General features: G+C 64.6%; 19 protein-coding genes, 1 tRNA gene and 1 pseudogene. 9 read left to right on the plus strand and 12 right to left on the minus strand.

Annotated elements, in window-relative coordinates:
* The first annotated feature begins 60 nt into the window (after positions 1–60).
* Positions 61–507, plus strand: coding sequence for a universal stress protein (locus C451_RS14710; protein WP_007741738.1), 447 nt, complete (start codon positions 61–63; stop codon positions 505–507).
* Positions 508–647: 140 nt separating this feature from the next.
* Here the strand turns inward: C451_RS14710 and C451_RS14715 are convergent, their stop codons facing one another.
* Positions 648–2147 (minus strand): aldolase/citrate lyase family protein, encoded by a 1500-nt coding sequence (locus C451_RS14715; protein WP_049913151.1) that lies wholly within the window; start codon positions 2145–2147, stop codon positions 648–650.
* A 282-nt stretch (positions 2148–2429) separates the two neighbouring features.
* Between C451_RS14715 and C451_RS14720 the strand changes: the two genes are divergently transcribed.
* Both C451_RS14720 and C451_RS14725 read left to right on the plus strand, forming a co-directional pair.
* Positions 2430–3737: an IS701 family transposase gene (locus tag C451_RS14720; RefSeq protein WP_007741740.1), complete on the plus strand. Its 1308-nt coding sequence runs from the start codon at positions 2430–2432 to the stop codon at positions 3735–3737.
* Between the two features lie 261 nt (positions 3738–3998).
* Complete coding sequence (locus tag C451_RS14725; protein WP_007741741.1) at positions 3999–4415, plus strand: DUF3830 family protein; 417 nt, start codon at positions 3999–4001, stop codon at positions 4413–4415.
* Positions 4416–4569: 154 nt separating this feature from the next.
* Here the strand turns inward: C451_RS14725 and C451_RS14730 are convergent, their stop codons facing one another.
* Positions 4570–5946: a dihydroorotase gene (locus C451_RS14730; RefSeq protein ID WP_049913138.1), complete on the minus strand. Its 1377-nt coding sequence runs from the start codon at positions 5944–5946 to the stop codon at positions 4570–4572.
* Positions 5947–6137: 191 nt separating this feature from the next.
* Here C451_RS14730 and C451_RS14735 point away from each other — a divergent pair, with 191 nt between their 5' ends.
* Together C451_RS14735 and C451_RS14740 are read left to right on the plus strand one after the other, a co-directional pair.
* A complete protein-coding gene (locus C451_RS14735) occupies positions 6138–7502 on the plus strand; it encodes a cytosine permease (protein WP_049913139.1) in 1365 nt (454 codons plus the stop codon).
* Positions 7503–7621: 119 nt separating this feature from the next.
* Positions 7622–8899 carry a M20 family metallo-hydrolase gene (locus tag C451_RS14740; RefSeq protein WP_007741748.1) on the plus strand — a complete coding sequence of 426 codons (1278 nt, stop codon included), beginning with the start codon at positions 7622–7624 and terminating at the stop codon, positions 8897–8899.
* Positions 8900–8956: 57 nt separating this feature from the next.
* Here the strand turns inward: C451_RS14740 and C451_RS14745 are convergent, their stop codons facing one another.
* Both C451_RS14745 and C451_RS14750 read right to left on the minus strand, forming a co-directional pair.
* A complete protein-coding gene (locus tag C451_RS14745) occupies positions 8957–10150 on the minus strand; it encodes an MFS transporter (protein WP_007741749.1) in 1194 nt (397 codons plus the stop codon).
* Between the two features lie 194 nt (positions 10151–10344).
* Complete coding sequence (locus tag C451_RS14750) at positions 10345–10791, minus strand: peroxiredoxin (protein ID WP_007741750.1); 447 nt, start codon at positions 10789–10791, stop codon at positions 10345–10347.
* A 171-nt stretch (positions 10792–10962) separates the two neighbouring features.
* Here C451_RS14750 and C451_RS14755 point away from each other — a divergent pair, with 171 nt between their 5' ends.
* Complete coding sequence (locus C451_RS14755; protein WP_152420478.1) at positions 10963–11892, plus strand: NAD(P)-dependent oxidoreductase; 930 nt, start codon at positions 10963–10965, stop codon at positions 11890–11892.
* Between the two features lie 107 nt (positions 11893–11999).
* Here the strand turns inward: C451_RS14755 and pyk are convergent, their stop codons facing one another.
* From pyk to C451_RS14805, 8 genes and pseudogenes are all read right to left on the minus strand, one after another.
* Positions 12000–13754, minus strand: coding sequence for a pyruvate kinase (gene pyk / locus C451_RS14760; RefSeq protein ID WP_007741752.1), 1755 nt, complete (start codon positions 13752–13754; stop codon positions 12000–12002).
* A gap of 52 nt (positions 13755–13806) precedes the next feature.
* On the minus strand, positions 13807–14754 hold the full coding sequence (locus C451_RS14765; protein ID WP_007741753.1) for a thiamine pyrophosphate-dependent enzyme: 948 nt from the start codon (positions 14752–14754) through the stop codon (positions 13807–13809).
* Positions 14755–14757: 3 nt separating this feature from the next.
* Positions 14758–16911: pseudogene (locus C451_RS23845) on the minus strand (2-oxoacid:acceptor oxidoreductase subunit alpha).
* 172 nt (positions 16912–17083) lie between these two features.
* The gene (locus C451_RS14785; protein ID WP_007741757.1) at positions 17084–18523 is read right to left on the minus strand and encodes a sugar transferase; all 1440 of its coding nucleotides are present in this window, start codon (positions 18521–18523) and stop codon (positions 17084–17086) included.
* 204 nt (positions 18524–18727) lie between these two features.
* Complete coding sequence (locus C451_RS14790; RefSeq protein WP_007741758.1) at positions 18728–19126, minus strand: group I intron-associated PD-(D/E)XK endonuclease; 399 nt, start codon at positions 19124–19126, stop codon at positions 18728–18730.
* Between the two features lie 74 nt (positions 19127–19200).
* Positions 19201–19271 (minus strand) — tRNA-Gly (locus C451_RS14795).
* Positions 19272–19350: 79 nt separating this feature from the next.
* Complete coding sequence (locus tag C451_RS14800; protein WP_007741760.1) at positions 19351–20004, minus strand: class I SAM-dependent methyltransferase; 654 nt, start codon at positions 20002–20004, stop codon at positions 19351–19353.
* 39 nt (positions 20005–20043) lie between these two features.
* Positions 20044–20559, minus strand: coding sequence for a DUF7549 family protein (locus tag C451_RS14805; RefSeq protein WP_007741761.1), 516 nt, complete (start codon positions 20557–20559; stop codon positions 20044–20046).
* Between the two features lie 138 nt (positions 20560–20697).
* Here C451_RS14805 and C451_RS14810 point away from each other — a divergent pair, with 138 nt between their 5' ends.
* Genes C451_RS14810 through C451_RS14820 form a run of 3 tightly spaced genes read left to right on the plus strand, consistent with a single transcriptional unit; the run spans position 20698 to position 23742 of the window.
* A complete protein-coding gene (locus C451_RS14810; RefSeq protein ID WP_007741763.1) occupies positions 20698–21156 on the plus strand; it encodes a DUF5793 family protein in 459 nt (152 codons plus the stop codon).
* Positions 21157–21194: 38 nt separating this feature from the next.
* Positions 21195–22547 carry a phosphomannomutase gene (locus C451_RS14815; RefSeq protein WP_007741764.1) on the plus strand — a complete coding sequence of 451 codons (1353 nt, stop codon included), beginning with the start codon at positions 21195–21197 and terminating at the stop codon, positions 22545–22547.
* 46 nt (positions 22548–22593) lie between these two features.
* The gene (locus tag C451_RS14820) at positions 22594–23742 is read left to right on the plus strand and encodes a BMP family lipoprotein (protein ID WP_007741766.1); all 1149 of its coding nucleotides are present in this window, start codon (positions 22594–22596) and stop codon (positions 23740–23742) included.
* Positions 23743–23752 lie beyond the last annotated feature (10 nt).

Below are 23752 nucleotides of genomic sequence, written 5' to 3' on the forward strand. Positions count from 1 at the left end.
GTTATTTTAAACGACGACACCACCGGTAGATTTACCATCCCATCTCCCGGATCACGTAGCATGCAACGAGCGCTCGTGGTCGTCGAAGGAACCGAATCGACGAAGGAACTCGTGCGAGAAGCCGGCGAACTCGCCGAAGGTGTCGGGGCCAAGCTGTTCTTGATCCACGTCACGACCGAGGAACAGTTCAGCGAGTACGCCACCTCGATGGCCGACATCCCCGAACGAAACGTCGGCTACGGCGGCAAGCGAGCGCGCGAGGGTGCACGACAGTTCGCCGAGGACATCGGCACCGAGATGTTCGACGGGCTCGACGTCGAGTACGAGGCCGTCGGCATGCTCGGCGACAAGGAAGAACAGATCCTCGAGCTCGCCCACGAGCGTGACTGCGACCACATCTTCATCAGCGGGCGAAAACGCTCCCCGACGGGCAAAGCACTCTTCGGCGATCTCGCCCAGTCGGTTCTCCTCAAGTTCGATGGGATGGTGACGATTCGTACGGACTGAATCGACCCGCGCGGCCTACTCCTCGTCAGAACGAATCGAACGAATAGTCACTCTGCCACCTCTAGTACGAAGGCTCTCAGGGACCATATCGGCCGACACGCGTGAAGAAAAATCGTGAACGAAGAAGAAAGCCGGACCGATCAGTTGCCGACGTCGGTGGCACGCTCGACGACGTCGGGGCTGTAGAGCTCCTCGAGGTCGTCGTGCTGGTCCGGACGGTGTTCGTAGACGTCCTGGAAGAGGCTGACGGGCGTCATCGACGCCTGATAGGTCGCTTCGTCCCACATCCGATCGTTCGCAACGTCCACCGAGATGCCGTCGATTTCGATGGTCGCGGCGCGCTCCATCGCGATCGCACCGGTGCCGGCATCACGGGCTTCCTCGAACTGCTCCATCGAGTCGACGATGTCGTCCATGCTCGGGACGTACTCGACCATGTCGAGCAGCTCCTCGCTGAGTTCCTCCTCGTCGAGGTGGCGCTCGTCGCTCCCGACGGTNTCGTCCATGCTCGGGACGTACTCGACCATGTCGAGCAGCTCCTCGCTGAGTTCCTCCTCGTCGAGGTGGCGCTCGTCGCTCCCGACGGTCAGTACGTAGTCGTCACCACTCTCGTCGAGCGAGAGTCGGTCGCCCGTGTAGACCTCGTTGCCGTCCTCACTGTCGAGGGCGACCTGCTGGCTGCCGTCGTCGAGCAGCCACGAACCCGTCGCCGGCGGCAGGCCCGACTTGTTCGCNTTGCCGTCCTCACTGTCGAGGGCGACCTGCTGGCTGCCGTCGTCGAGCAGCCACGAACCCGTCGCCGGCGGCAGGCCCGACTTGTTCGCTTCGACCACCTGTCCAGGGGTGAGCGACCAGATGCCGAGCATCCCCTTGGCCTGGTTGTCGGTCATGCGCTCGCGGTAGCCCTCGACGTCGCGGATGTCGTCGTAGGGACCGTCGACCGAGATCAGACCGGCCGCGCTCGCACCGCGCGAGGTGTTGTGGCGCAGTTCCGGCCACGCCGGCAGGTTTCCGGTGGGCGTGATCGCGCGCATGTCCTTCGTGTAGTCGACCTCGCCGTCGACGAGCATGAACAGCCGTTCGAGGTTGTTCGTGGGTTTGCCCATCTCCTCGCGCAGGTCGCCCATCGCGAGTTCGGCGGCACCCGACTCGACGATTACCGACATCGCCAGTGAGCCCTCTTCGAGACCGTGCTCGTGCTCGACGATCGTGATGAACTCGTCGGCTTTCTTCCAGTCGTCGATCCCACCTACCTCCGGGATCACGAACCCGTCGAGGTGCTCGACGGCTCCCTTTTCTGGGTCGGCGATCGACAGCATGCGCTTGAGCCCCTGATGGCGCGTCTCGGGGCTGTCGCGGTGCCAGACCACCCGCGGGTGGATCTCGCCGGGGAACTCCGCCCCGTTCTCCGAGAGCACCTCGACGATGTTCGCCGCACCCTCGTCGCGCATCGACGGTGCCGTCGCGTCCTCGTTGTCCGGCACCCACACGTCCGGTGCCTGCATCCCGCGCAGCTCGCTCGCGCTGCGGATCATCTTCGCCGAGTCCTCCTCGCCCTCGACCGCCGTCGGCGAGGTGAAAAACGTCCGCACGAACTTCCGCTCGTGGAGTCGCTTGTCGTGNCTCGCGCTGCGGATCATCTTCGCCGAGTCCTCCTCGCCCTCGACCGCCGTCGGCGAGGTGAAAAACGTCCGCACGAACTTCCGCTCGTGGAGTCGCTTGTCGTGAGTGTTCCCTGTCATCTGTGTATCAGTGGTCATCTCTGTAACCAGTGGCTCGAGAACTGTCCAGCATCGGACGGCCGGTGACAGTCATCTTGCACTCGGCTTGGCAACTCTTCCCTACGCTCGCTGACTGGTCAGCGAGCAGTAGGTAGGAACATCGAACGGCGGTTCCCGGTGTAGTCCTAATGTTTCCATCCTGTGCTCGGCGTTACTCGTCTTCCGCCGTGGTTCGAACAAGCTTTCTCGACGTTTGAACCAGCATTCTCCGACAGCCGCAACGCTGATTCGCTCAAACACCTCGTGAGCACACTGATTCATGGCGAAACGCAGTGGACAGTCAGTGGACTCTCCCAAGGGATTTCGCGTCCCGACGGGAACGCGAAATCCCGCAGAGCCTACGATTACTTCTTCAGCGGTGCTGACTGGTCGACCACCGATCTCGTCCAATACCACGCCGAGTACGTCTTCGACCAGCTCCAGGTCGGTGCTGGTGACGATGTACTCCTCCACATCGACGATACGTTCGTGCCGAAAACCGGCGACGCCACCGATGGCGTCGCCCGGTTGTACAATCCAGTCGAAGGCGAGACGGAACTGGGCAACAAGATCGTTACTTCCTGCCTCCAGGTCGGTGACGTCTACGTTCCCTACCGTGCGCGGATGTACCTTCCAGAAGATCTCGCGCCGGATTTCGACGAACCGTTCAAGAAAAAGACCAAGATCGCTGTCGAAGAGATCGTCACGCCGCTCCAGCTGCCGGCTGGAGCGGCTCTCACCGTCGTTTTCGACTCCGCGTACTACGGTGACGAAAGAGTCGCTACGATCCAAAACCAAGGCCATGATGTCGTCTGTCGGCTGAAATCCAACAAACACGTCTCACCGCAGGGTGTTGTCTGGACCCAACGCGTCGACGCCCTCGCGTCGACGCTGGAATACGAGTCGACGACGATCACCGTCCGTGGAAAAGAGAGAACCTACGACATTGCGAGCAAGATCGTCGAAATCGAAGGCGTCGGTTCGGTGAAGATCGTCGCGAGCGAGACCGAGGACACGACTCGACATTACTTGAGTACGGATCTCGGCCGGTCAGCGGCCGAGATCCTCGAACTCGTCGAACACAGGTGGAACATCGAGACGGTCCACGAGGAATCGAACGCGAAGTTCGGCTTCAAGCAGTACCAGCTGGAAGGAAAACAGGCAATAGAGCGCTACGTCCAGTTAGTGTTCCTCGCGTGGACGCTGGTAACGTTCGCTGAGCGGGCGAACGTAGCATTTTGGGACGAACGAGGCGGACTGAGCGTCCGCCTCGATCATGCCAAGGAAGCGTATCTCGTTGAGACGTTGATCGAAATCAACGACAGGGTTGCCCCGTCGCTCCCGCGAGCGGAGCGACGGGAGCAACTGCATGAACTGGTGCGTGAATTCTCGTGGTCTTCTTTCGCGGATTCGTTTGTTGCAGCTACCGATACATATACTCTATTGAATAAAAGGCATAGTTTATATTGAGAGATTAATCCGCGATTCGGTTATAATGAACCAAATATGGAAACCCTGAATATTTAGCCACATCTCGCTGAGTCAAACGATCTTGCCAAGCCGAGATCTTGCAATTATCATGTGGTTCGAGCAGTACGTGTAAGTTTCGATATCGTCGAACGAACCGCCGTCGTGGAATATCGTCCGCGATCGACGTCCGTCTCCCGATCCGTCGGGAGTCAGTCACAGTGATTCACAATCCTTATCAGAGGGGCGGTTGGTTCCAGAGATATGGGAGAACTGGAATTCGACATCGGCGGCGACGTCTACACGGCCGAGCTGCTCGAAGACGAGGCACCGGAATCGATCGATGCCATGCGCGACTTCCTGCCGCTCGAATCGGACCTGATGCACGTCCGCTGGAGCGGGCACGCGACGTGGGTCAACATCGACGAGATCGAGCTGCCGGAAGTCCCCCGCGAGAATCATACTGTGTACCCCTCGCGCGGCGACATCCTTCTCTACCCGGGCTACCGCAACGAGAAGGAGATCCTCGTCCCGTGTGGCTCGACGTGCTTCAAGAGCCCGGCCGGCGAACTCGCTGGCAACCACGTCGCGAACCTCGACGCGACCCAGCAGGAGCTCTACGAGCTCGAACAGGACACGCTCAAGAACGGCCAGAAAGACATCACCATCCGCGAAGTCTAAGCCGGCAGCGAGCGTTCATCGATCCCGTTTTTTGATTCACCGACGACCCACTGGTCCGTCTCGCTGATTCGACCCGATCGCTACCGCTCGTGTAGGCGCGTGTGGTCGGCACATCGAAAACGAGCAACGATCAGCCGTCGACGGACGGTGAGCCTCAGACGCTCCAGTCTGGTCGTTCGCGCGGGACGAACTCGCCACGGCCGGTCTCGACGATCTCGCCGTCGTCGGCGACGACCTCGCCACGGACGAGCGTCGTTTTTGCGCGCCCGGTCACGTCACGACCCTCGTAGATCGAGTAGTCGGCGACCGAGGCGTTGTCCTCGGCCGTGATCGTGTAGCTCTCGTTCGGATCGAACAGGACGATGTCGGCGTCGGTGCCGGGATCGAGCGTGCCCTTCTCGGCGAAGCCGAACGTCCGTGCGGGGTTCGTACACATCGTCCGGACGAGGAACGGATAGGAGAAGCCGCGCCGGTTCACCGCCTCGTCGTGGAACACCGCGAGGCTCGCCTGGAGCCCATTGGACCCGTACGGATCCTCCCACCACTCAGTGGTTTCCTTTCGCTCGCGCTTCTGAGCGACGTGATCGGTCGAGACGACGCTTAGTGCGCCCTCACGGAGGTGCTCGAACAGTCCGTCGTTGTCGTCGGCGGTCCGCAGCGGGGGCGTGAGCTTCGGGAGGTTGCCCATCTCGTCGTAGAGCTCCTTCGTCAGCGTCGTGTGGTGGACGCAGGCCTCGCCACGGATGTTGCTCCCGTCGTCCTGGTAGCGTGCGAGCGCGTCCGCCGCCTTCCGGGAGGCGGTGTGGAAGCCGTAGTACTGCACGCCGGTCTCGCTGGCGAGCCTGGCGACGTCGTCGGCCGCCATCGCTTCGGCGTAGTCCGGCCGTGCCTCGGCGAGCCAGCGGGGGTCGTCCCGTCCGGCCTTCCGGAACTCCTCGGTCAGCGACTCACAGACGCTGTGATCCTCGGTGTGGACGCCCCCGACGGCGTCGAGATCCGCCAGCTCGTCGAACACCCGGCGGATATAGCCGTGTGAGAGGCCGAACTCGTAGGTGCTGTACATCTTGAACGAGGTGATGCCGTCCTCGATCAGCCCCTCGAGCTCGTCGAAGGCGTCCTCGCCCTCGCGCAGGAAGCCGCCGTGGAGGCTGAAGTCGATCACCGGGTTCTCGGCCTTCTCGCGCTTGCGTTCGACACCCTCCCGGATCGTGCTTTCCTCGTCCCAGGCGCTGTCCTCGCTGACGTACGCCTGCCAGCCGAAGTCGATGAGCGACGTCACGCCGCCGAGTGCGGCGGCGCTGGTCGCCGATTCGTAGCTATCGAGCGAAACGTGGTCGTCGATGTGAGTGTGTGGATCGACGACGCCAGGCATCACGAGGCGATCCGACGCGTCGATCGTGGTCGAGGCCTCCGGCAGCGTCTCCTCGTCGCCGACGCCGACGATGGTTCCGTCGTCGATCGCGATGGCACCATCGAAAACGCTCTCGCTCGTCACGATGGTCCCGTTCGAAATTACTGTATCAACCGGCATCGACCACCGATTCTACCCAGCAACGTAAAACCGTTTGGCTGTTCGATTCCGCTAGAGGGTCGAATCGAGTGCAGAAGTTCGAATTGAATAGTGCCTCAGAATTTTTCTTGAGAGTTTTTCTTGAAATCCAGCGAAGAATATATCACGTGTCTTCTCGATATACGGTACGCAATGGCATACGAGGAACGACCATGACGGAGTCGAGTTCGGAAGGATTGGAACCGATCCCGGACGACGAGCGCTCGATGAGCCTCTCGCACTACATCCCGGTCTGGTGGGCGTCGTTCATCATCGTCCAGGGGTTCGCGACGGCGTTTTTCGCCGTCTACCCGCAGGGACCGTTGAACGTGGTACAGGCCGGGGCCGCGATGACCATCGGCGCGGTGACGTCGGCGGTCTTCTTCGTGCTCAACGGCCGCTGGGGCTACGACGAGGGGATCCCGTTCGTCGCCCAGGCACGGGCCGCGTTCGGCACTCGTGGGGCGGTCGTTCCGAACGTCGTCCGCATGCTGCCCGCGGTCATCTGGCTCGGGATCGGCAACTGGATCGGCGCGCTGGCGATCCAGAGCATCACGCAGACGCTGTGGGGCGTCGGCAACCTCCGGCTCTACTTCGTGCTGTTCTTGCTGTTGAACATCGCCCTCGCGTGGGGCGGTATCAGTTCGATCAAGTGGTTCGACTCGATCGCCGCCGGCGTCATCATCGTGCTGCTCGCGTACACGGTGTTCACGGTCGTCTCGAAGCAGGGCATCTCGACGCAGTCAATCGAGTACGGCGGGACGTGGGGGCTGCCCTTCCTCACGATCGTCGCGGCCCACGTCGGGACGGCGATGACGGGCGCGCTCAACGCGGCCGATCTCAGTCGCCATCTGGAGAAGAAACGTGGCTCATGGAACCACGTTCTCGGCCATCTGCTCGGGGTCGCGCCGGCGATGCTCTACATGGCGCTCGTCGGCGTCATCTTCGGCACGTCGATCACGACGAACACCCAGAACCCGGTGTTCGCCATCATGGACGTGGCCCCGAATCCGACGGTCGGCGTCGCGGTGATGGTGTTCGTCCTCGCCGCACAGACCTCCTCGAACCTGACGCTCAACCTCATCCCGACCGTCCACGTGCTCCAGGACGCCATCGGCACCACGTGGGAGCGCGGGCTCATCATCACGAGCGTGCTCTCGGTCGTGACCTTCCCGTGGGTGCTGTTCTCCTCGGAGGGCGGTATCTACTTCCTGATGATCAACGCCTACGCCGTCCCGCTGGGACCGGTGCTCGGTGTGTTGCTGGCCGACTACTGGGTCTTCCGTTCGGGTAGCGCCTCGATCCCGTCGCTCTACGACAAGAGCCGTGACTCGAATTTCTGGTTCATCAAGGGGTTCTCGGTCACGGCGCTGGCGAGCGTGCTCGTCGGCTCGCTCGCGAGCATCGCGCTGCTCGATTTCTCCTGGATGGTCGGGCTCCCGGTCGGCTTCGCCACCTACGTCGTCCTCCGGAAGCTCGATCTCGACGAGCGCACCACCGAATATCTCTCGGAGTCGCCGGCACCGACGGCCGACTGACCCACCGACAGCCCCGCTGATTCCCACGTTTCCGACGCCGGCTTCGACACGTTGCTCCGGCGAATCAGTGCGACAATCCACACATTCAAGCCGGATCACGGTTTAGCGACACGCGAACCATGAACGCAACAGCAGAGTCGTCCCGCCACGTCGACGAGGATCGACTGCGCGACGACATCGAGACGAACGGCGAGTACGGCGCGATCTCGATCGGCGAGGGTCACGGACGGACGGTGCTCCCGGGAACGAAGGCCAACCAGCAGGTGCGCGAGTATTTCGTCGAACGGCTGGAGGACGCCGGTCTCGACGTCCGGACCGACTCGGTCGGCAACATCGCCGGCCGCTGGGTGCCCGACGGTGCCGATCCGGACGCGGCCCCGGTCGCCGCGGGAAGCCACCTCGACTCGGTGCCCGAGGGCGGCATCTTCGACGGCGTGCTGGGCGTCTACAGCGCCCTCGAAGCCGTCCGTGCGCTCCAGGAGTCCGACGCCGATCTCGAACGGCCGGTCGAGGTCATCTGTTTCACCGAGGAGGAAGGGACACGCTTCTCGAACGGCGTTCTCGGCTCGGCGGTGGCGACCGGACAGCGGTCGGTCGATGACGCGCTCGCGCTCGAGGATCACGACGGCATCTCGCTCGACGAGGCTCTAAACGAGATCGGTGCGAAGGGCTCCGGCCGGCTCGACGCGAGCACGTGGGACTCCTGGCTCGAAGTCCACGTCGAGCAGAGCAAGCGGCTCGAAAACGCGAACGTTCCCGTCGGGATCGTCACCTCGATCACCGGGACGATCCGGTGTTCGGTCGAGATCGATGGCGAGGCGAACCACGCTGGCTGTGCGGCGATGAAGGACCGGACGGACGCGCTCGCGGCGGCGAGCGAACTGGTCCTCGACGTCGAGCAGGCGACCGAGGACGTCGTCGCCGAGAAAGGCGACAGCGTCGTCGGCACGGTCGGCCAGCTCGACATCAGCCCGAACGCTGTCAACGTCGTTCCCGGCCGCGCCGAACTGGGGATCGATATCCGTGACGTCGACTACGAATCGATGGAGACGATCGTCGGTGAGGTCGAGGCGAGCCTCGCACGCCTCGAAGCCGAGCGCGGCGTCGACACCACGTTCGAGCGCCCCTACGACATCGCGCCGATCGACATGAGCGATCGGTGTACGTCCGCACTCGACGAGGCGGCCGCCGAGGGCGGTGTGTCGACGATGGAGCTCCACTCGGGTGCCGGCCACGACACGATGCACGTCGCGAAAGTCACCGATTCGGGGATGATCTTCGCCCCCTCGCGCGACGGTATCTCGCACAACCCGCTCGAATGGACCGACTGGGAGAGCTGTGCGACCGCGACCCGCGTGCTGACCGGCGGTATCGCCCGGCTCGCGCGATCGGCCTGACGACTCGAATTTCGACTCTCGTCCGAAATCACTCACCAGCGCTGCGAGAAGCCTCGATCACCGACCGCCAGCGACATCCGCGTCGCCCGAGGATGGGCTCGGTAGCGATCCCAGACCGATCGTCAGCACCAGCAGTACGACCACGACGCCGACCGAGAGCGCCATGAGGAGGAAACCGCTCGTGTACGAGCCCGTCTGTCGGAGGGAGCGCCCGATGAGCCACGGGTAGACGAGCGCGCCGGCGTTGCCGATCACCATCATCGTGACGAGCGTCAGCCCGGCGTCGTCGGCGAGGTTCGAGAAGGCGAGGCCGAACAGCGGGCCGAACGGCAGCCCGAAGCCCGCGCCGGTGCCGAGCAGCATGACGCCGAGGACGAGCGGTGCGTCGATCGCGATGGCGGCCGCCGCGCCACCGAGCAGCAGACAGAGCAGCCCGAGGGTGAGCGCGACGGCCGCACGCTCGTTCAGTGCGCGCGCGATCCAGCCACCGCCGAACCGCCCGCCGACGGTCGCCAGCGAGAAGCCGAGCAGGATCACGGTCGCGGGTAGCGTCGGCTCCGTCCCGAGCACGTCGCCGTACCACGTCGTCGCCACGATCAGCAGGCCGAACGACATCATGTTGGCCAGCCCGAGGACGATACCCGTCGTCGAGCGCAGCGGTGCAAGATAGCTCGCAACGCGACGAACGGGATCGGTGGGCACCGCTTCCAGCCGGAGGACGAGCGCGGCCGGCGCGGCGGTGACGATCGCCGCGAGCAGCGCCAGCGCCACCGGCCCGTAACGCGCGAGCAGCGGCGGTCCGGCGACCAGCCCGCCCGCGAGCCCGAGCGTGAACGCCCCGCCGAGCAAGCCCTGTGCGAGCGAGCGCGACTCTCGGTCCGTCCGGTGGCCGGCGTACTTCAGGCCGGCGAGCAGCGCAGCGCTGGTACCGACGCCGAGCAGGACGCGTGAGAGATAGACGAGCCGGAGGTCGAGCGTCCCACCAATGATCGCTCCCGCAGTTCCCACCGCGAACCCGCCGACGACGACGCGACGTGGTCCGTAGCGGCGCGTCAGGCGGTCTGCGGGCAGCGCCGCGACGACCTGGCCGAGCAGATAGATCGTCATCCCGAAGCCGGCGACGTCGGCCGCGACCCCCTGCTCGATGAGCGCCGTCACCGACGCCCCGTAGCCGCCGACGGCCAGGCCGATCCCGAACAGTCCGGTGCCGAGAACCGCGAGGGCACCGGCGGGGAGCGACGAACGCGCCATCAGTTCGGGAGTCGGTGCCACACGGCGGTCCGGACGGTCGTCTCGTCGACGACCGCGTATCGGTACGTATCGTTCACACGCCACGTGAGAAACCACCACTCAAAGACGTTTCGTTGTCGCTGACGGGTCGGACGAGCCGCTATCGACGTCGTTCGGCGAAAAACACGGGTCGATTGGTCGTCGCGGGAGTCGTTCTAGGCGACTTCGCGCGCGGCAACGTCGTCGAGCACCTGCTCGGCGTGCTCGCCGGGCGAGACGTCCTCGTAGACGGCCTCGATGTCGCCGTTCGGGCCGATGACGAAGGTGTTGCGGAGCGCGGTGCCGTCGCCGGCGGAGTCGTATTTCTCGGCGACCGAACCGTCCTCGTCGCTCAGCAGCGTGAACGGGAGCTCCTCGTCGTCGCGGAACGCCGCGAGATCCGCGACCGAATCCGTCGAGACGCCGAGCACCTGGGCGTCGTGCTGTTCGAACTCGTCGAATGCGTCGCCGAAGTTGTTCGCCTCGATGGTGCAGCCCTCCGTCCCCGCCTTCGGGTAGAAGTAGAGGACCGTGCGCTGGCCCTCGAACTCCGAGAGCGAAACCGACTCGCCGTCCTGATTCTGCAGACTGAACGCCGGTGCCGTCTGGCCTACCTGTGGCATGGCCCCGAATACCGGCGAGACGCTGATAATGCTTACGACGCGTCCTCGCCGCGGCCGGCGGGGGGCGTGGCGACGAGTCAGCATGGTCGGTCGACGACGAGTCGGTGGTCTTCTCGGTCACATGCAAATCTTCGAATGGTGCAACGAGACCGGCCGTCGACGTACGGATCGATGGATTTTACTGACTGGCTGCGAGCGTGCAACGTAATGGCCGAAACAATCGGTTTCGTCGGTCTGGGTATCATGGGCCTCCCGATGTCGAAGAACCTCGTCGACGCAGGCTACGACGTCGTGGGTCACAACCGCTCGCAGGAACCAGTCGACGAACTCGTCGACTACGGTGGCGAGGGTGCCGACTCCCCCCAAGCGGTCGCCGAGCAAGTCGACATCGTGATCACCTGCCTTCCGGACTCGCCGGTCGTCGAATCGATCGTCCGTGACGACGACGGTATCCTCGCCGGGCTGAGCGAAGGGATGACCGTGATCGACATGTCGACGATCTCGCCGACGGTCACCGAGGAACTCGCCGCAGAGATCGAGGATGCAGGTGCTGAGATGCTCGACGCACCGATCAGCGGCGGCGAGGAGGGTGCCATCGACGGCACGCTCTCGATCATGGTCGGCGGCGACGAGGACGTCTTCGACGCCAACGAGGAACTGCTCGCGGCGATGGGCGAGACGATCACCCACTGCGGGCCGAGCGGGGCCGGTCAGACGACGAAGGCCTGCAACCAGATCGTCGTCGCCGCCCAGATGGTCGGCGTGAGCGAGGCGCTCGTCTTCGCCCAGAAGGCCGGTGCGGATCTCGATGCGGTCGTCGAGGCGATCAGCGGTGGGGCCGCCGGCTGTTGGACGCTCGACAACCGCGCACCGTCGATGATCCAGGGTGACTTCGATCCGGGCTTCTTCGCCTCCTATCAGTACAAGGATCTCCGCATCGCGACCGACGCCGGCGAGGCCTTCGGCGCGCCGATGCCACAGACCGAAATCGCCCACGAGCTCTACAAGTCGATGGAGACGACCGGCCGGGGCGACGACGACAACTCCGGCGTGATGCAGATCATCGAGGACCTCGCGGGCGAGGAAGCGCGCGTCGACTGAGCGAAAACGGCGAAACACTGCCTGATTTTTCGCTTGGCATCGATTCGATCGAGCAGCGATGTGATGACCAGCGGAGCCGTCGGTCGATTTTCGAGAGCGAGAGCGATCTACCGCGTGCTGGTGATGTCGCCCTCGTAGACGACGCCACGCTCGGCGTCGAGCGTCACCGTCACGTCTGCCGGGAGGTCGGCGAGATCGACCCCACCGATCATCGGGATGCCGAGCTCACGGGCGACGATCGCCGGGTAGCCCGTGACTCCCTTGTGGCCGCTGACGATGCCGGCGAGCGACGAGGGATCACCGGTGAACTCGTCGTCGAAGTCGGTCGGCAGCATCAGCACGCTGCCGTCGGGGACCGACGTGAGGTCGCCGTGCTCGGCGTGGTGGAGCGGTCCGGTGGCGACGCCCTCGACGATCGAGCGCCCGGAGGCGACGATGTCGGCGGCGACGTGGATCTTGAGCATGTTCGTCGTGTTCGCCTCCTCGAGATCGGTCATCAGCCCGGCGAGGACGACCACACTGTCGCCGCTGGCGACGATCCCGGCGTCGACGGCCGTCTGGACGGCGTTCTGCACCACGACGTCCGTGCTCTTCTCGCGTTCGGTGAGCGGCGCGAACTGGGGAACGACCCCCGCCGAGAGCGCGAGATGGCGACAGACCTGCCGTGACGGCGTGACGGCGACGACGGGCACGTCGGGGCGGTATTTGGCCGCCTTGAGCGCCGTATAGCCCGATTCGGTCGCCGCGACGATCGCCGCCGCGTCGATGTCCCGGGCGAGATAGCGTGCGGAACGGGCGAGCACGTCCGTCCTGGCGCTGCCGGGTTTCGGCACGGTCTGCTCGTTGCGCTCGGCGTACTCCTCGCTGGCTTCGACCTCGCCGACGATCGTCGACATCGCGTCGACGACGCGCGCCGGGTGGTCGCCGACGGCCGTCTCGCCCGAGAGCATCACCGCATCGGTCCCGTCGAACACCGCGTTCGCCACGTCGGTGGCCTCAGCGCGCGTCGGCCGGCGCGCGTGGGTCATCGAATCCAACATCTCGGTCGCCGTGATCACCGGGACGCCCGCCGCACGACATTTCTGGATGATCCGCTTCTGGATCAGGGGAACCTCCTCCATCGGACACTCGACGCCGAGATCACCCCGGGCGACCATCACGCCGTAGGTCGATTCGATGATGTCGTCGAGCCGTTCGACCGCGCCGGCGCGCTCGATCTTGGCGACGACGGGCACGTCCGTGCCCTGGCTCTCCAGGGCTTCGTTGACCGCGTAGATGTCTTCGGCGTCGCGGACGAAACTCGCCGCGACGAAATCGACGTCGTAGTCGGCCGCCAGCGTCAGTTCCTGGCGGTCCTGCTCGGTGACGGATTCCAGATCGAGATCGACACCCGGGACGTTGATCCCCTTCTGTCCGCCGAGGGTTCCGCCGCTCTCGACGTCGACGACGACGGTCTCGCCCTCGACACGGCTGACGACCGTCTCGATGCGGCCGTCGTCGAGCAGCACGCGATCGCCGGGGCTGACGGCACCGATGCTGGTCGAGACGCCGACCGCCTCGGGGGTCGCGGTCTCGCCCTCCGAGAAACGGACCTCGGTGCCGGTTTCGAGCTTGATCGGTTCGTCAAGCGGCGCGGTGCGGATCTCCGGGCCGGGCAGATCGAGCATGATCGCGACCGATCGGCCGACGGCCGAGCTCGCTGCGCGCACCGTCTCGATGAGGTCGGCGCGGTTCTCCGTGGTACCGTGACTCGCGTTGAGCCGCGCGACCGACATCCCGTTCTCGATGAGCCGTTCGATCGTCGGCTGCTCGGCGGTCGCCGGCCCGAGCGTACAGACGATCTTCGTGTTTCTCGTTGGCATACTCTACCGGCAGCTATCGGCGCGGACATAAAAGAACTGTCGACGGCGGACGCTACTTGTGGGCGTCGAGGAGGTCGTAACTGCGCTCCCAGTCGGCTCCCTCGTCGAAGTAGCGCTCGGCCAGCGGCTCCTCGGGCATCTCGCCCGTCGAGCGTTTTTCCTCGCCGTACGACCGGCGCTCCTCGTCGACGTAGAACCGTCCGGTGAGGACTTCGCCCTCGTAGAGTTTGTCCTCGGTCTTGCGCATCATCTCGGCGGCCTCCTGGCGGTCGTGGACGTCGAAGTCGAAGTCCTCGGACTGCTGGACGTCCGTGTATGGAACGTACTGTTTTGCGTCCTTGTTCCAGGTCGGACACTGCGTCAGGAAGTCCACGTGCGCGAACCCGTCGTGTTCGATCGCCTCCGTCAAGATTTCGGTCGCCTGCCGCGGGTTGACGGCTGCGGTGCGCGCAACGTAGGACGCACCGGAGGTCAGCGCCAGCGACAGCGGCCGGATCGGGTCCTTCGCCGAGCCGTGGGGCTGGGTCTTCGACTCGTGACCCTTCGGGCTCGTCGGCGACGTCTGGCCCTTGGTGAGCCCGAAGATCTCGTTGTCGAAGACGATGTAGGTCATGTCGTGGTTCTCGCGGGCGGTGTGCATGAAGTGGTTGCCACCGATGCCGTAGCCGTCACCGTCGCCACCCGCCGCGATCACCTCGAGTCCCGGGTTCGCCAACTTCGCCGCGCGGGCGATCGGCAGCGAGCGCCCGTGGATCGAGTGCATCGCGTAGGACTCGAAGTAGCTGTTCAGCTTGCCCGAACAGCCGATGCCCGTCACCAGCAGGGTCTCGTCGGGCGTGCGCCCGACTTCTGGCATCGCACCTTTGAGCGCCTTCAGCACGCCGAAGTCGCCACAGCCCGGACACCACGTCGCCTGCGGTTCGATCCCCGGCGTGAACGCCTCCCGGTCGATCTCCTCGTCCTGTGCCGCCTGTCCGATCGCACTGAATGATTTGCTCATATCTTAATCACCTGCCGCGGGTTCGATCCGCGTCTGTGCCGTCGGCGGTTCGTCGCCACCGTTCACCTGGATGTCGAACCCCTCGACGACTTCGGCCGGCTCGAACGGGTTGCCGTTGTATTTCAGCAGGCTCGACATCTTCTCGCCGAATCTCCCCAGCTCCTTCTGGGTGAGCCCTCTGAACTGGGCGGTGATGTTCATCTCGACGACCAGGCACTCCTCGACCGATTCGAGGAACTCCGTGACGTCCGCTTTCGGGTAGGGCATCATGTCGCTCACGCCCAGCATCTTCACCGACTCACCCTGGTCGTTGAGGCGGTCGACGGCCTCCTCGACGCTCCCCTGCTGGCTTCCCCAGACCAGAATGCCGTGCTCTGCGTCTTCTGGCCCGTAGTACGTCTGATTCGAACTTTCCTTCTCGTCGAGGTCCTCCCGAATCGATTCGAGTTTGCGCGTGCGCCGGTCGACCTGCGCGACGCGGTTGTCGGGATCCTCCTCGATGTGACCCTGCGGGGTGTGCTCGTTGCCCGTCGCCAGGAATCGGCCGTCCTTCTGACCTGGGATGCTCCGCGGGCTCACGCCGTCCTCGGGGTCGTGGCGGAACCGGTTGAACGTCCCCGAGGCGTGGTGGGACGCNGCCAGGAATCGGCCGTCCTTCTGACCTGGGATGCTCCGCGGGCTCACGCCGTCCTCGGGGTCGTGGCGGAACCGGTTGAACGTCCCCGATGCGTGATGGGACGCCTCCTGGATCTCCTCTTCGGACAGCACACTACCGAGATCCGGATTCGGTTCGCGATCGAAGTGGCTCGCCGGCACGCTCGCCAACTCCCCGGAGAGTTTCTGATCGATCACGATCACNGATCCGGATTCGGTTCGCGATCGAAGTGGCTCGCCGGCACGCTCGCCAACTCCCCGGAGAGTTTCTGATCGATCACGATCACGACCGGTATCTGGTACTCGTAGGCCACCCGGAACGCTTCTCTGGACTGCTCGTAGGCCTCCGCAACCGTCCCAGGGGCGAAGACCACTCTGTTCGAATCGCCCTGACTGGTGTAGAGGATGTGCTCGAGGTCGCCCTGTTCGGGTTTGGTCGGCATCCCCGTCGAGGGACCCGCCCGCATCGCTTCGACCAATACGATCGGCGTCTCGGTCATCTCCGCCAGCCCCAGCGGTTCGCTCATCAGTGCGAACCCGCCACCGGACGAGCCGGACATGGCTTTGACACCCGCGTGGGAGGCCCCGATCGCCAGCGACGCCGCCGCGATCTCGTCTTCGACCTGCTCGGAGATCCCCCCGATCGATGGGAGGTGCTGGGTCATGATCGTGAACACGTCCGTCCACGGCGTCATCGGATAGCCCGCGATGAACCGACAGCCCTCGTCGATCGCGCCGTACGCGACCGCGTGACTCCCGTTCAGCAGCACCTGCTCCTCGTCGTGGCTGCCCGTCGGGACCTCCAGATCGTGGGTGAACTCCATCTCGCTGACCTCGGCGTGGGCCTCCTCGAGCACTTCCACGTTGGTCTCGAGCATCTCCTCGCCCATCGTGTCGGCCATCAATTCCTCGAAAACCTCCGTGTCCATCCCGATCAGCGCGGCCGTTGCTGCAACACCGGCGGTGTTGCGCATGATCTCGCGGCCGTGCTCACGCGCGAGGCCACGCAGATCGAGCGGGTAGACGTGCCAGTCGTTCTCCTCGACGCGCTCGTCGAAGTTCTCGACCTCGTCGGTGTCGAGCAGCNGGGTAGACGTGCCAGTCGTTCTCCTCGACGCGCTCGTCGAAGTTCTCGACCTCGTCGGTGTCGAGCAGCCCCTCGTCGTAGACGATCACGCCGCCCTCGCGCAGTTCGTCGAGGTTCTCCGTCAGCGGTTTGACCTCCTCGTTGCCGTAGTAGGCCTCGCCGTCCTGTGGATTGCGCGCGAAACTATCGCCGAGTGCCAGCAGGAAATCGTAGCCGTCGCCGCGCGATTTCACTGCGTGGTCGGCCGCCCGCACCTCGACGTAGGTGTGGCCGCCACGAATTCGTGACGGGTAATGTCTGTGTGTGAATACGTCCAGCCCCGTGCGCATCAGCGCCTTCGTGAAGTTCTGGCTCGTCGAGTCGATCCCGTCGCCGGAACCGCCCGCGATCCGCCAGATGAGTTCATCTCCTGTCATAGTTAGCCTCGCCGCTTCCTGCTCCGATCTTTGTGAGGACGTTATAAAAGGGTTTCCGGTATATCAAGACTAATCAATCATGTGGGTTTGGTATATATTCCCAGTCGATGATGACGTTCCGGTGGTCGAGACGGCTGCTAACGGCACGTCTCCGAACTCCGTAATCGGTCGATCAACGGGTGGCGACGGTCTCGACGAGATCGCTCAGAACGAGCCAGATCTGTCTGACGACGATCTGGAGATCGAACCAAAACGACTGTTCGTTGATATATTTCACGTCGTACTGGAGTTTTCGTTCCGGATCGTAGCCCGTGACTTCGTTGATCTGTGCGAGACCCGTCAGTCCCGGCTTCACGAACCACCGCCGACGCCACTCGATCAGGTTCGTCTCGATGTCGTCGTCGAGCTCGGGTCGTTCCGGACGCGGGCCGACGACGCTCATGTCGCCGGCGAAGATCGACCACAGCTGCGGGATTTCGTCGAGATGCGTCCGCCGGAGCAGTCGCCCGATACGTGTGACACGGGGGTCGACGCCACCGGCGTCCTCCTCGCTGAGTTTCGCGCCGGTCGCCGCCTCCGCGTCGGGGATCATGCTCCGGAACTTGTAGACACGAAACGTCTCGCCGAACTCGGCGGTTCGTTCCTGACCATAGAAAAGTGGCCCGCCATCGTCGAGTTTGATCGCGGCAGCGATGGCGATGATGACCGGCGAGAGCGCCACCAGTCCCGCGAGCGCGAAGGCGATATCGAACCCGCGCTTGATGACGCGATCCTGCCAGTCCCACGGGACGAGTTCGGTGTCGATGAGTTCGCCGACACCCGTACCGCTCGTGAGCACGCTGTCGGCGTGTTTGCGGTGGACCTTCGCAGTGACACCGTGGTTGTAGCAGGTGGCGAGCGCGCCGAAAAAGGCCGCGCGATCCGAGCGCTCGAAGGCGAGCACCGCCGTATCGATATCGTGCTCGATCAGCAGATCGTCGAGTCGCGAGAGACCACCCAGATGATCGATCTCGTCGAGTCGTCCGTCGAGCGCCTGCCCGCCGTCGGCGACGCCAATCGACGGACGGGTCCGATCGGCGTCGTAGCGGATCGCCGGCGCGATGTAGCCGACGATCGGGAGGTCGGTCGTCGCGAGCAGTTCACCCATCGCGTCCGGATCGTCGCCGACCAGCACCGTGCGCTCGGCGGTCGGCTCCGGCCGGCGACGGATGGCGACGAACCACGCCGGCAGCGCGACTGAAAGCAACAGCGTCGTCGCCACCAACGTCGTCCGCGGGAGTCGATAGGTGTAATCGAAATAGCCGATCGCCGCGAGCGCGAGCGCGCCCATGAAAAGCCGCCGAAGCGTGAGTGAGATCGTATCGAGGATGCGCCGTGGATGGGGTTTGAACAGCGTCAACAGTGCGGCGGCTACCACCGCCAGCGCCGTCGCCATCGCCACCACCAGCGCCCCACCGGACAGTACCGTCACAGGGAGCCGATCGAGCAGCGGGATCGTCGTCACCAGCCGCTGGACGAACGGATGGTTCGCCACGGCGATCACACACACGACGAGAATGCTTACGCCGAAACTGCTCGCGATGCGATATCGCCATCCGATGTTGGGGTCCATGCTGAACGAGCGAATCGAATAAACCAGTGCCAGCAGCGGGCATAAGTATTGTGGAATGGCTGATGCAAGCGGAGACGCCATCGGTCAAAAGAGCCATCGTAGCGCCGAGAGAGCACGGTTACTGCAGAACGGATCGAGCGCCGATCCGATTGGTTCGGATGCGCCAGCGAGGGGCAGTACGACCCACAGCTCACCACGTGACAGCTATAGTTCGTACTCTTCGGCCCACCGGATGTCGGGATGGTCGGTCGACGATTCGAATCGGAGGACGATGTTCGCATCCGGTGCATCGTCGAAATCCACCCAGTAGAGCGACTCCGTACCCGGGCAATAGATGACGTATGCGTCGATCTCGTCCGCGGAATAGTAGCTGTCGTTCGTACCGTTCGCGTTTGGGTTGGAGCGTTTCAACGAACATCGAAGTTTGCGTCCTTCGTCGCGGAGCCGCGCGTACTTCACCTGGACTCTCCAGAGGCCATCGTCCTCAAGTACGAAATCGTACGGACAATGGTCGGAAACTGGAACTGAAACCATATGTCCCCGTTTCACAAACGTCGCGATGGCCTGCATCTCGGCGATGTCACCTTTTTGTATCGTATCCATACGCCTCGGGTGAGATGCTGCGCGAAGTTATTTGAGATTACGGACCAGTCAGAGTTTGCTGTGGATGACAATACTGCGCCGGCCGGGAGTCGAACCCGGGCTAATGGCTTGGAAGGCCATTGTCCTACCGCTAGACCACCGGCGCACTCACTGTGGTCGCGTCGAACATCGGCAACCGTCGCTCGCCCCGATATCGACGCATATCGGCGGTTGCGGATCGGTGATTAAGTCCGTTTCCCTTCGGCACGCACTACCCCGTAGCAGTTGCCCCGCTCCTCGAAGACCCGGTCGACGGCGAGCGTGCTCTCGCGGAGATCGTCCGCGAACGCCGCCGGATCGTAGATGTGGTAGTAGCGGGGAACGGCCTCGCCGTCGGGCAGCGTCCAGTCAACCGTCGTGTCGAACGCCTCGTTCTCTTCGAATCGATCGTGTGACGTGCTCCACGCGCTCACGAGTGCACGCCCGCCAGGGGCGAGAACACGCGCGAGTTCGTTCAGACTCGCGATGCGTGCCTCGTGGGTCGGCAGATGATGGATCGTGGCGATATACACCGCCAATCCAACGGTCTCGGATGCGATCGGCAGGCGAGTCGCATCGCCCTGACAGAGATCGACGGGGAACCCCTCGCGCTCGCGGCGTTCGCGTGCTGCCTCGACGACCGTCCGGCTCGCGTCGAGCCCGACGACCCGGTCGGCACGGTCGGCGAGCACCGCGGCGTGGCGGGCGTTGCCACAGCCGAGATCGAGGCCGAGCGCGACGCCGTCGCTTCGATCGACGAACCGCTCGACGGCCGGCCACGCGTGTGCGCGGGTCTTCGCGAAGTGGCCGCCGATGCGGTCGTAGGTCTCGCGCACGTCGCGCCGGCTCGGATCGCCCATTGCTGAACGGAGTTCGCCGCTGGGCGGTTCAATTCATCGTTATCCACTCGTACCGGCGCTCGTGCGAGTGTCGTGCGTGCGATCGACGGTGAGAAGCCCCACACCGAACAGGAGCAGCGCGATCACGCCGATCGGGATCGGCACGGGCGATGTCTGTTGCCAGAGCAGCCACATCGCGCCCGAGAGGACGAGCGCCATGCCGAGACAGAGCGCACCCATCGCCCGCACCGGATCGAACACTCCCACGAGCAGGCGGTCACCAGCGACGACGAGCGCGAGCGCGAGCGCCAGCGCGACGACGAGCAACGCCGCTGCGACGAGCCAGAGCGTTCCCAGCCGGGCGAGATCGCCGCCATACTGCGAGCCGATGTCGGTGATGGGGACCGCGGCTCGCGTCATGTCGAGCGAGCGTGCGCCGAAGGAGAGCTCGACCACACCGAAGACGAACCGGACGACGACCGACTGGGCGAACGCGCCGTCGGAAACCGACACCGACCACGGAACCAGCGCGGCGACGAAGGCCGCGAACGCCGCGAGTTCAGGTGCACGATCCATGATATCGAATCACAGTGGTGCTACCGGTGGAGACGGGTAAAACCCATCGGTGGTTGTGGCGAGCGAACCCATGCCGGGGGCGAGGACACCCCGGCGTTACGTTCATGACGACAGGGGACATAGGCCGAACAGAACCGAATGAGGCGCGAGAACTTCGACATACACGTCACAAACACCGAGTGGGTTGCGACCGGGGGCGAACCCGGCAAGCCGACGGTCGCCATCGAATTCGATGGACCGAACGAGGTGCTTCAGTCGCGTCTCGCCGGCACGGACGATGCCGTCGTCGATGCCGAGGAGACCGACGTCAACTACCGCTTTCATTCCGACGAGAACGAGGGCGTGCTCTCGATCACCAACCGCATCACCGGCGATTTCGTACTCGAACTGAACGCCGACGCGGACGGCGTCCTCGATTTCATCCGCGCGGCGCGTGCCTATGGAGAGCACACCGACGACGACGGTCGCTATCGCATCACCGTCGAGCAGGACGGCGAACGGCTACTCGCCCACGAGAAATCGACGTTTCTCGTCTACAACGAGGACGGCAACCTCGTCCGCCAGCACAGCCTGATCCCCGGCGGCGTCGAACTCTAAACCGCCCGACTAAATAGCCCTCCATCCGACAACCGCTCATGAACCTCTTCGGCACCGCGGGCATCCGCGGTAGCGCTACCGAACGCGTCACGCCGAGCCTCGCGCTCGCGGTCGGTCGCGCGGCCGGGACGGACGCTCCGAACACCGAGTTCGTCATCGCGCGCGACGGTCGCGAGACCGGGTCGGCGCTGCTCGCAGCGCTCGAAGCTGGTCTGGAGAGCGCCGGGGCCGACGTCCGTCGCGCCGGAACGCTCCCGACGCCGGCGCTGGCCTTTGCCTCGCGCGGACGACGCGGCATCATGGTCACGGCGAGTCACAACCCGCCGACGGACAACGGTCTCAAACTGTTCACCGACGGTCAGGAGTACGGCGACGACGCCGAGACACGCATCGAGGAGCGCGTCGACGCCAGGGACCCGCCGGCGAGCTGGGACGAGTGGGGCCACACCGAGCACGTCGAGCCGCTCGTGGCCTATCGCACGTACGTCGCGGACTACGCCCGCGAACACGGCGGCGGTCTCGACGGGATGACCATCAGTGTGGACTGTGGCAACGGGATGGCGAGCCGGGCGACCCCGCAGGTGCTCTCGGCGCTCGGGGCCAACGTGACGGGCGTCAACGCGAACGTCGACGGCCACTTCCCCGCCCGCGGATCGAAGCCGACGCCGGAAACGCTCGCGGAGTTCCGTGAGTTCGTCGCCGGCGGCGAGACGGAACTCGGGTTCGCCCACGACGGCGATGCCGACCGGGTCGTCGTGCTCGATGGCGACGGCGAGATCGTCCACGAGGACACGATCGTCGCGATCCTCGCCGAGCGGTACACCCGTGCGAGTGATGCCGGCGATCCCGTCGTCGTGACGACGCCGAACGCCTCCTCGCGCATCGACGAGCGTGTCGCGGAAGCGGGCGGGCGCGTCGAGCGCGTCCGACTCGGCGCGCTCCACGAGGGGATCGCGGCGGCGAGTGCGGCCGGCGACGAGGACACGGCGGTCGTCTTCGCGGCCGAACCCTGGAAACACATCCATCCCACACTCGGGCCGTGGATCGACGGCGTGGCGAGCGCCGCGACACTCGCCCGACTGGTCGCCGAATCCGGGCTCGACACGCTCCGCGAACCGGTCGCCGAGCGCCCCTACCGGAAAGTGAGCGTGGATTGTCCCGACGAGCGAAAGGAGGCGGTGATGGACGAACTCGCGGAGAGTCTCGGTGAGACGTTCCCCGACGGCGAGCGATCGACCGCTCACGGGGTGCGCATCGAGCTCGACGACGGCTGGGTGCTCGTCCGACCCAGCGGTACCGAACCCAAAGTCAGGGTCTACGCCGAGAGCGAGCGGGTCGATGCACTCGTCGAGCGGACGGTCGGGGCGATCGAGGCGGCGCTTCCCGCGTAAACCTCCGATAGATTTAAACCATTATCGTCATTGATATGGGTAGAGTATGTCCTCAGACAGACGACAGTTCCTCCGGATCGCGGGTGCGGCAGGTATCGCTGGCCTCGCCGGCTGTACGAGCGGCGGTGGCGGATCGGGTGGCTCGAACGGCAGCGGCGGGGGTAACGGTTCGGGCGGCAACGGCTCGGGCAACGGGACGAGCGGCGGATCGGGCGGCTCCGGTTCGGACGCGAACATCGGGATGGTCTACGCGAAAGGTGGCCTGGGCGACAAGTCGTTCAACGACATGGCCCACCGGGGCGTCGAGCGCGCCAAAAAGGAGCTCGGCATCAGCTACAACGAGGCCCAGCCCGAGCAGAACTCCGACTTCCCGACCTTCCAGCGTCGATACGCCAAATCGACCAGTCCGAAGTACGATCTCGTTTCGTGTATCGGGTTCGCGCAGGTCAGCGCGCTCTCGGACGTCGCGCCGAACTTCTCCGACCAGAGCTTCCTGCTGGTCGACGGCGTCGTCGACGAACCGAACGTCGCCAGCTACGTGTTCAAGGAGCACGAGGGCTCGTTCCAGATCGGCCATCTCGCCGGACTGTTGACGACAAAGGAGATGAGCGCCGGTGCCGGCAAGACCGATCCCAGCAACGCGAAACTCGGCTTCGTCGGCGGCGAGGAAGCCCCGCTGATCAAGAAGTTCCAGGCCGGGTTCGAGAAGGGTGTCAAGCACGCGAACAGCGACGCGAGCGTCAACGTCGCCTACACCGGCTCGTTCTCCGATCCCGGCGCGGGCAAGGAGGCGGCGGTCTCGATGTACAACGACGGCGCGGACATCGTCTATCACTCCGCCGGCGCGACCGGTATCGGCGTGTTTCAGGCGGCCAGCGAGCAGAACCGCTACGCCATCGGCGTCGACTCCGACCAGTCGAAGAGCTCACCGAAGTTCTCCGACGTGATCCTCGCGAGCATGGTCAAACAGGTCGACAACGCCGTGTTCACTGCCGCCGAGAACGTCGTCAACGGGAACTTCAAGGGCGGGAGCACGAAGACGCTCGGGCTCGAAAAGGACGGCGTCGAGGTCGTCTACGGGAACCAGCTCGGCCCCGAGATCCCCAAGGAGGTCAAGGACGCACTCAAGGAGTCCCGGAAGAAGATCGTCTCGGGCGACATCGAGGTACCGAAGAAACCCGGTTCGGGCTCGTAATCGACAAGCC

The sequence above is a fragment of the Halococcus thailandensis JCM 13552 genome (assembly GCF_000336715.1).
Taxonomy (GTDB): domain Archaea; phylum Halobacteriota; class Halobacteria; order Halobacteriales; family Halococcaceae; genus Halococcus; species Halococcus thailandensis.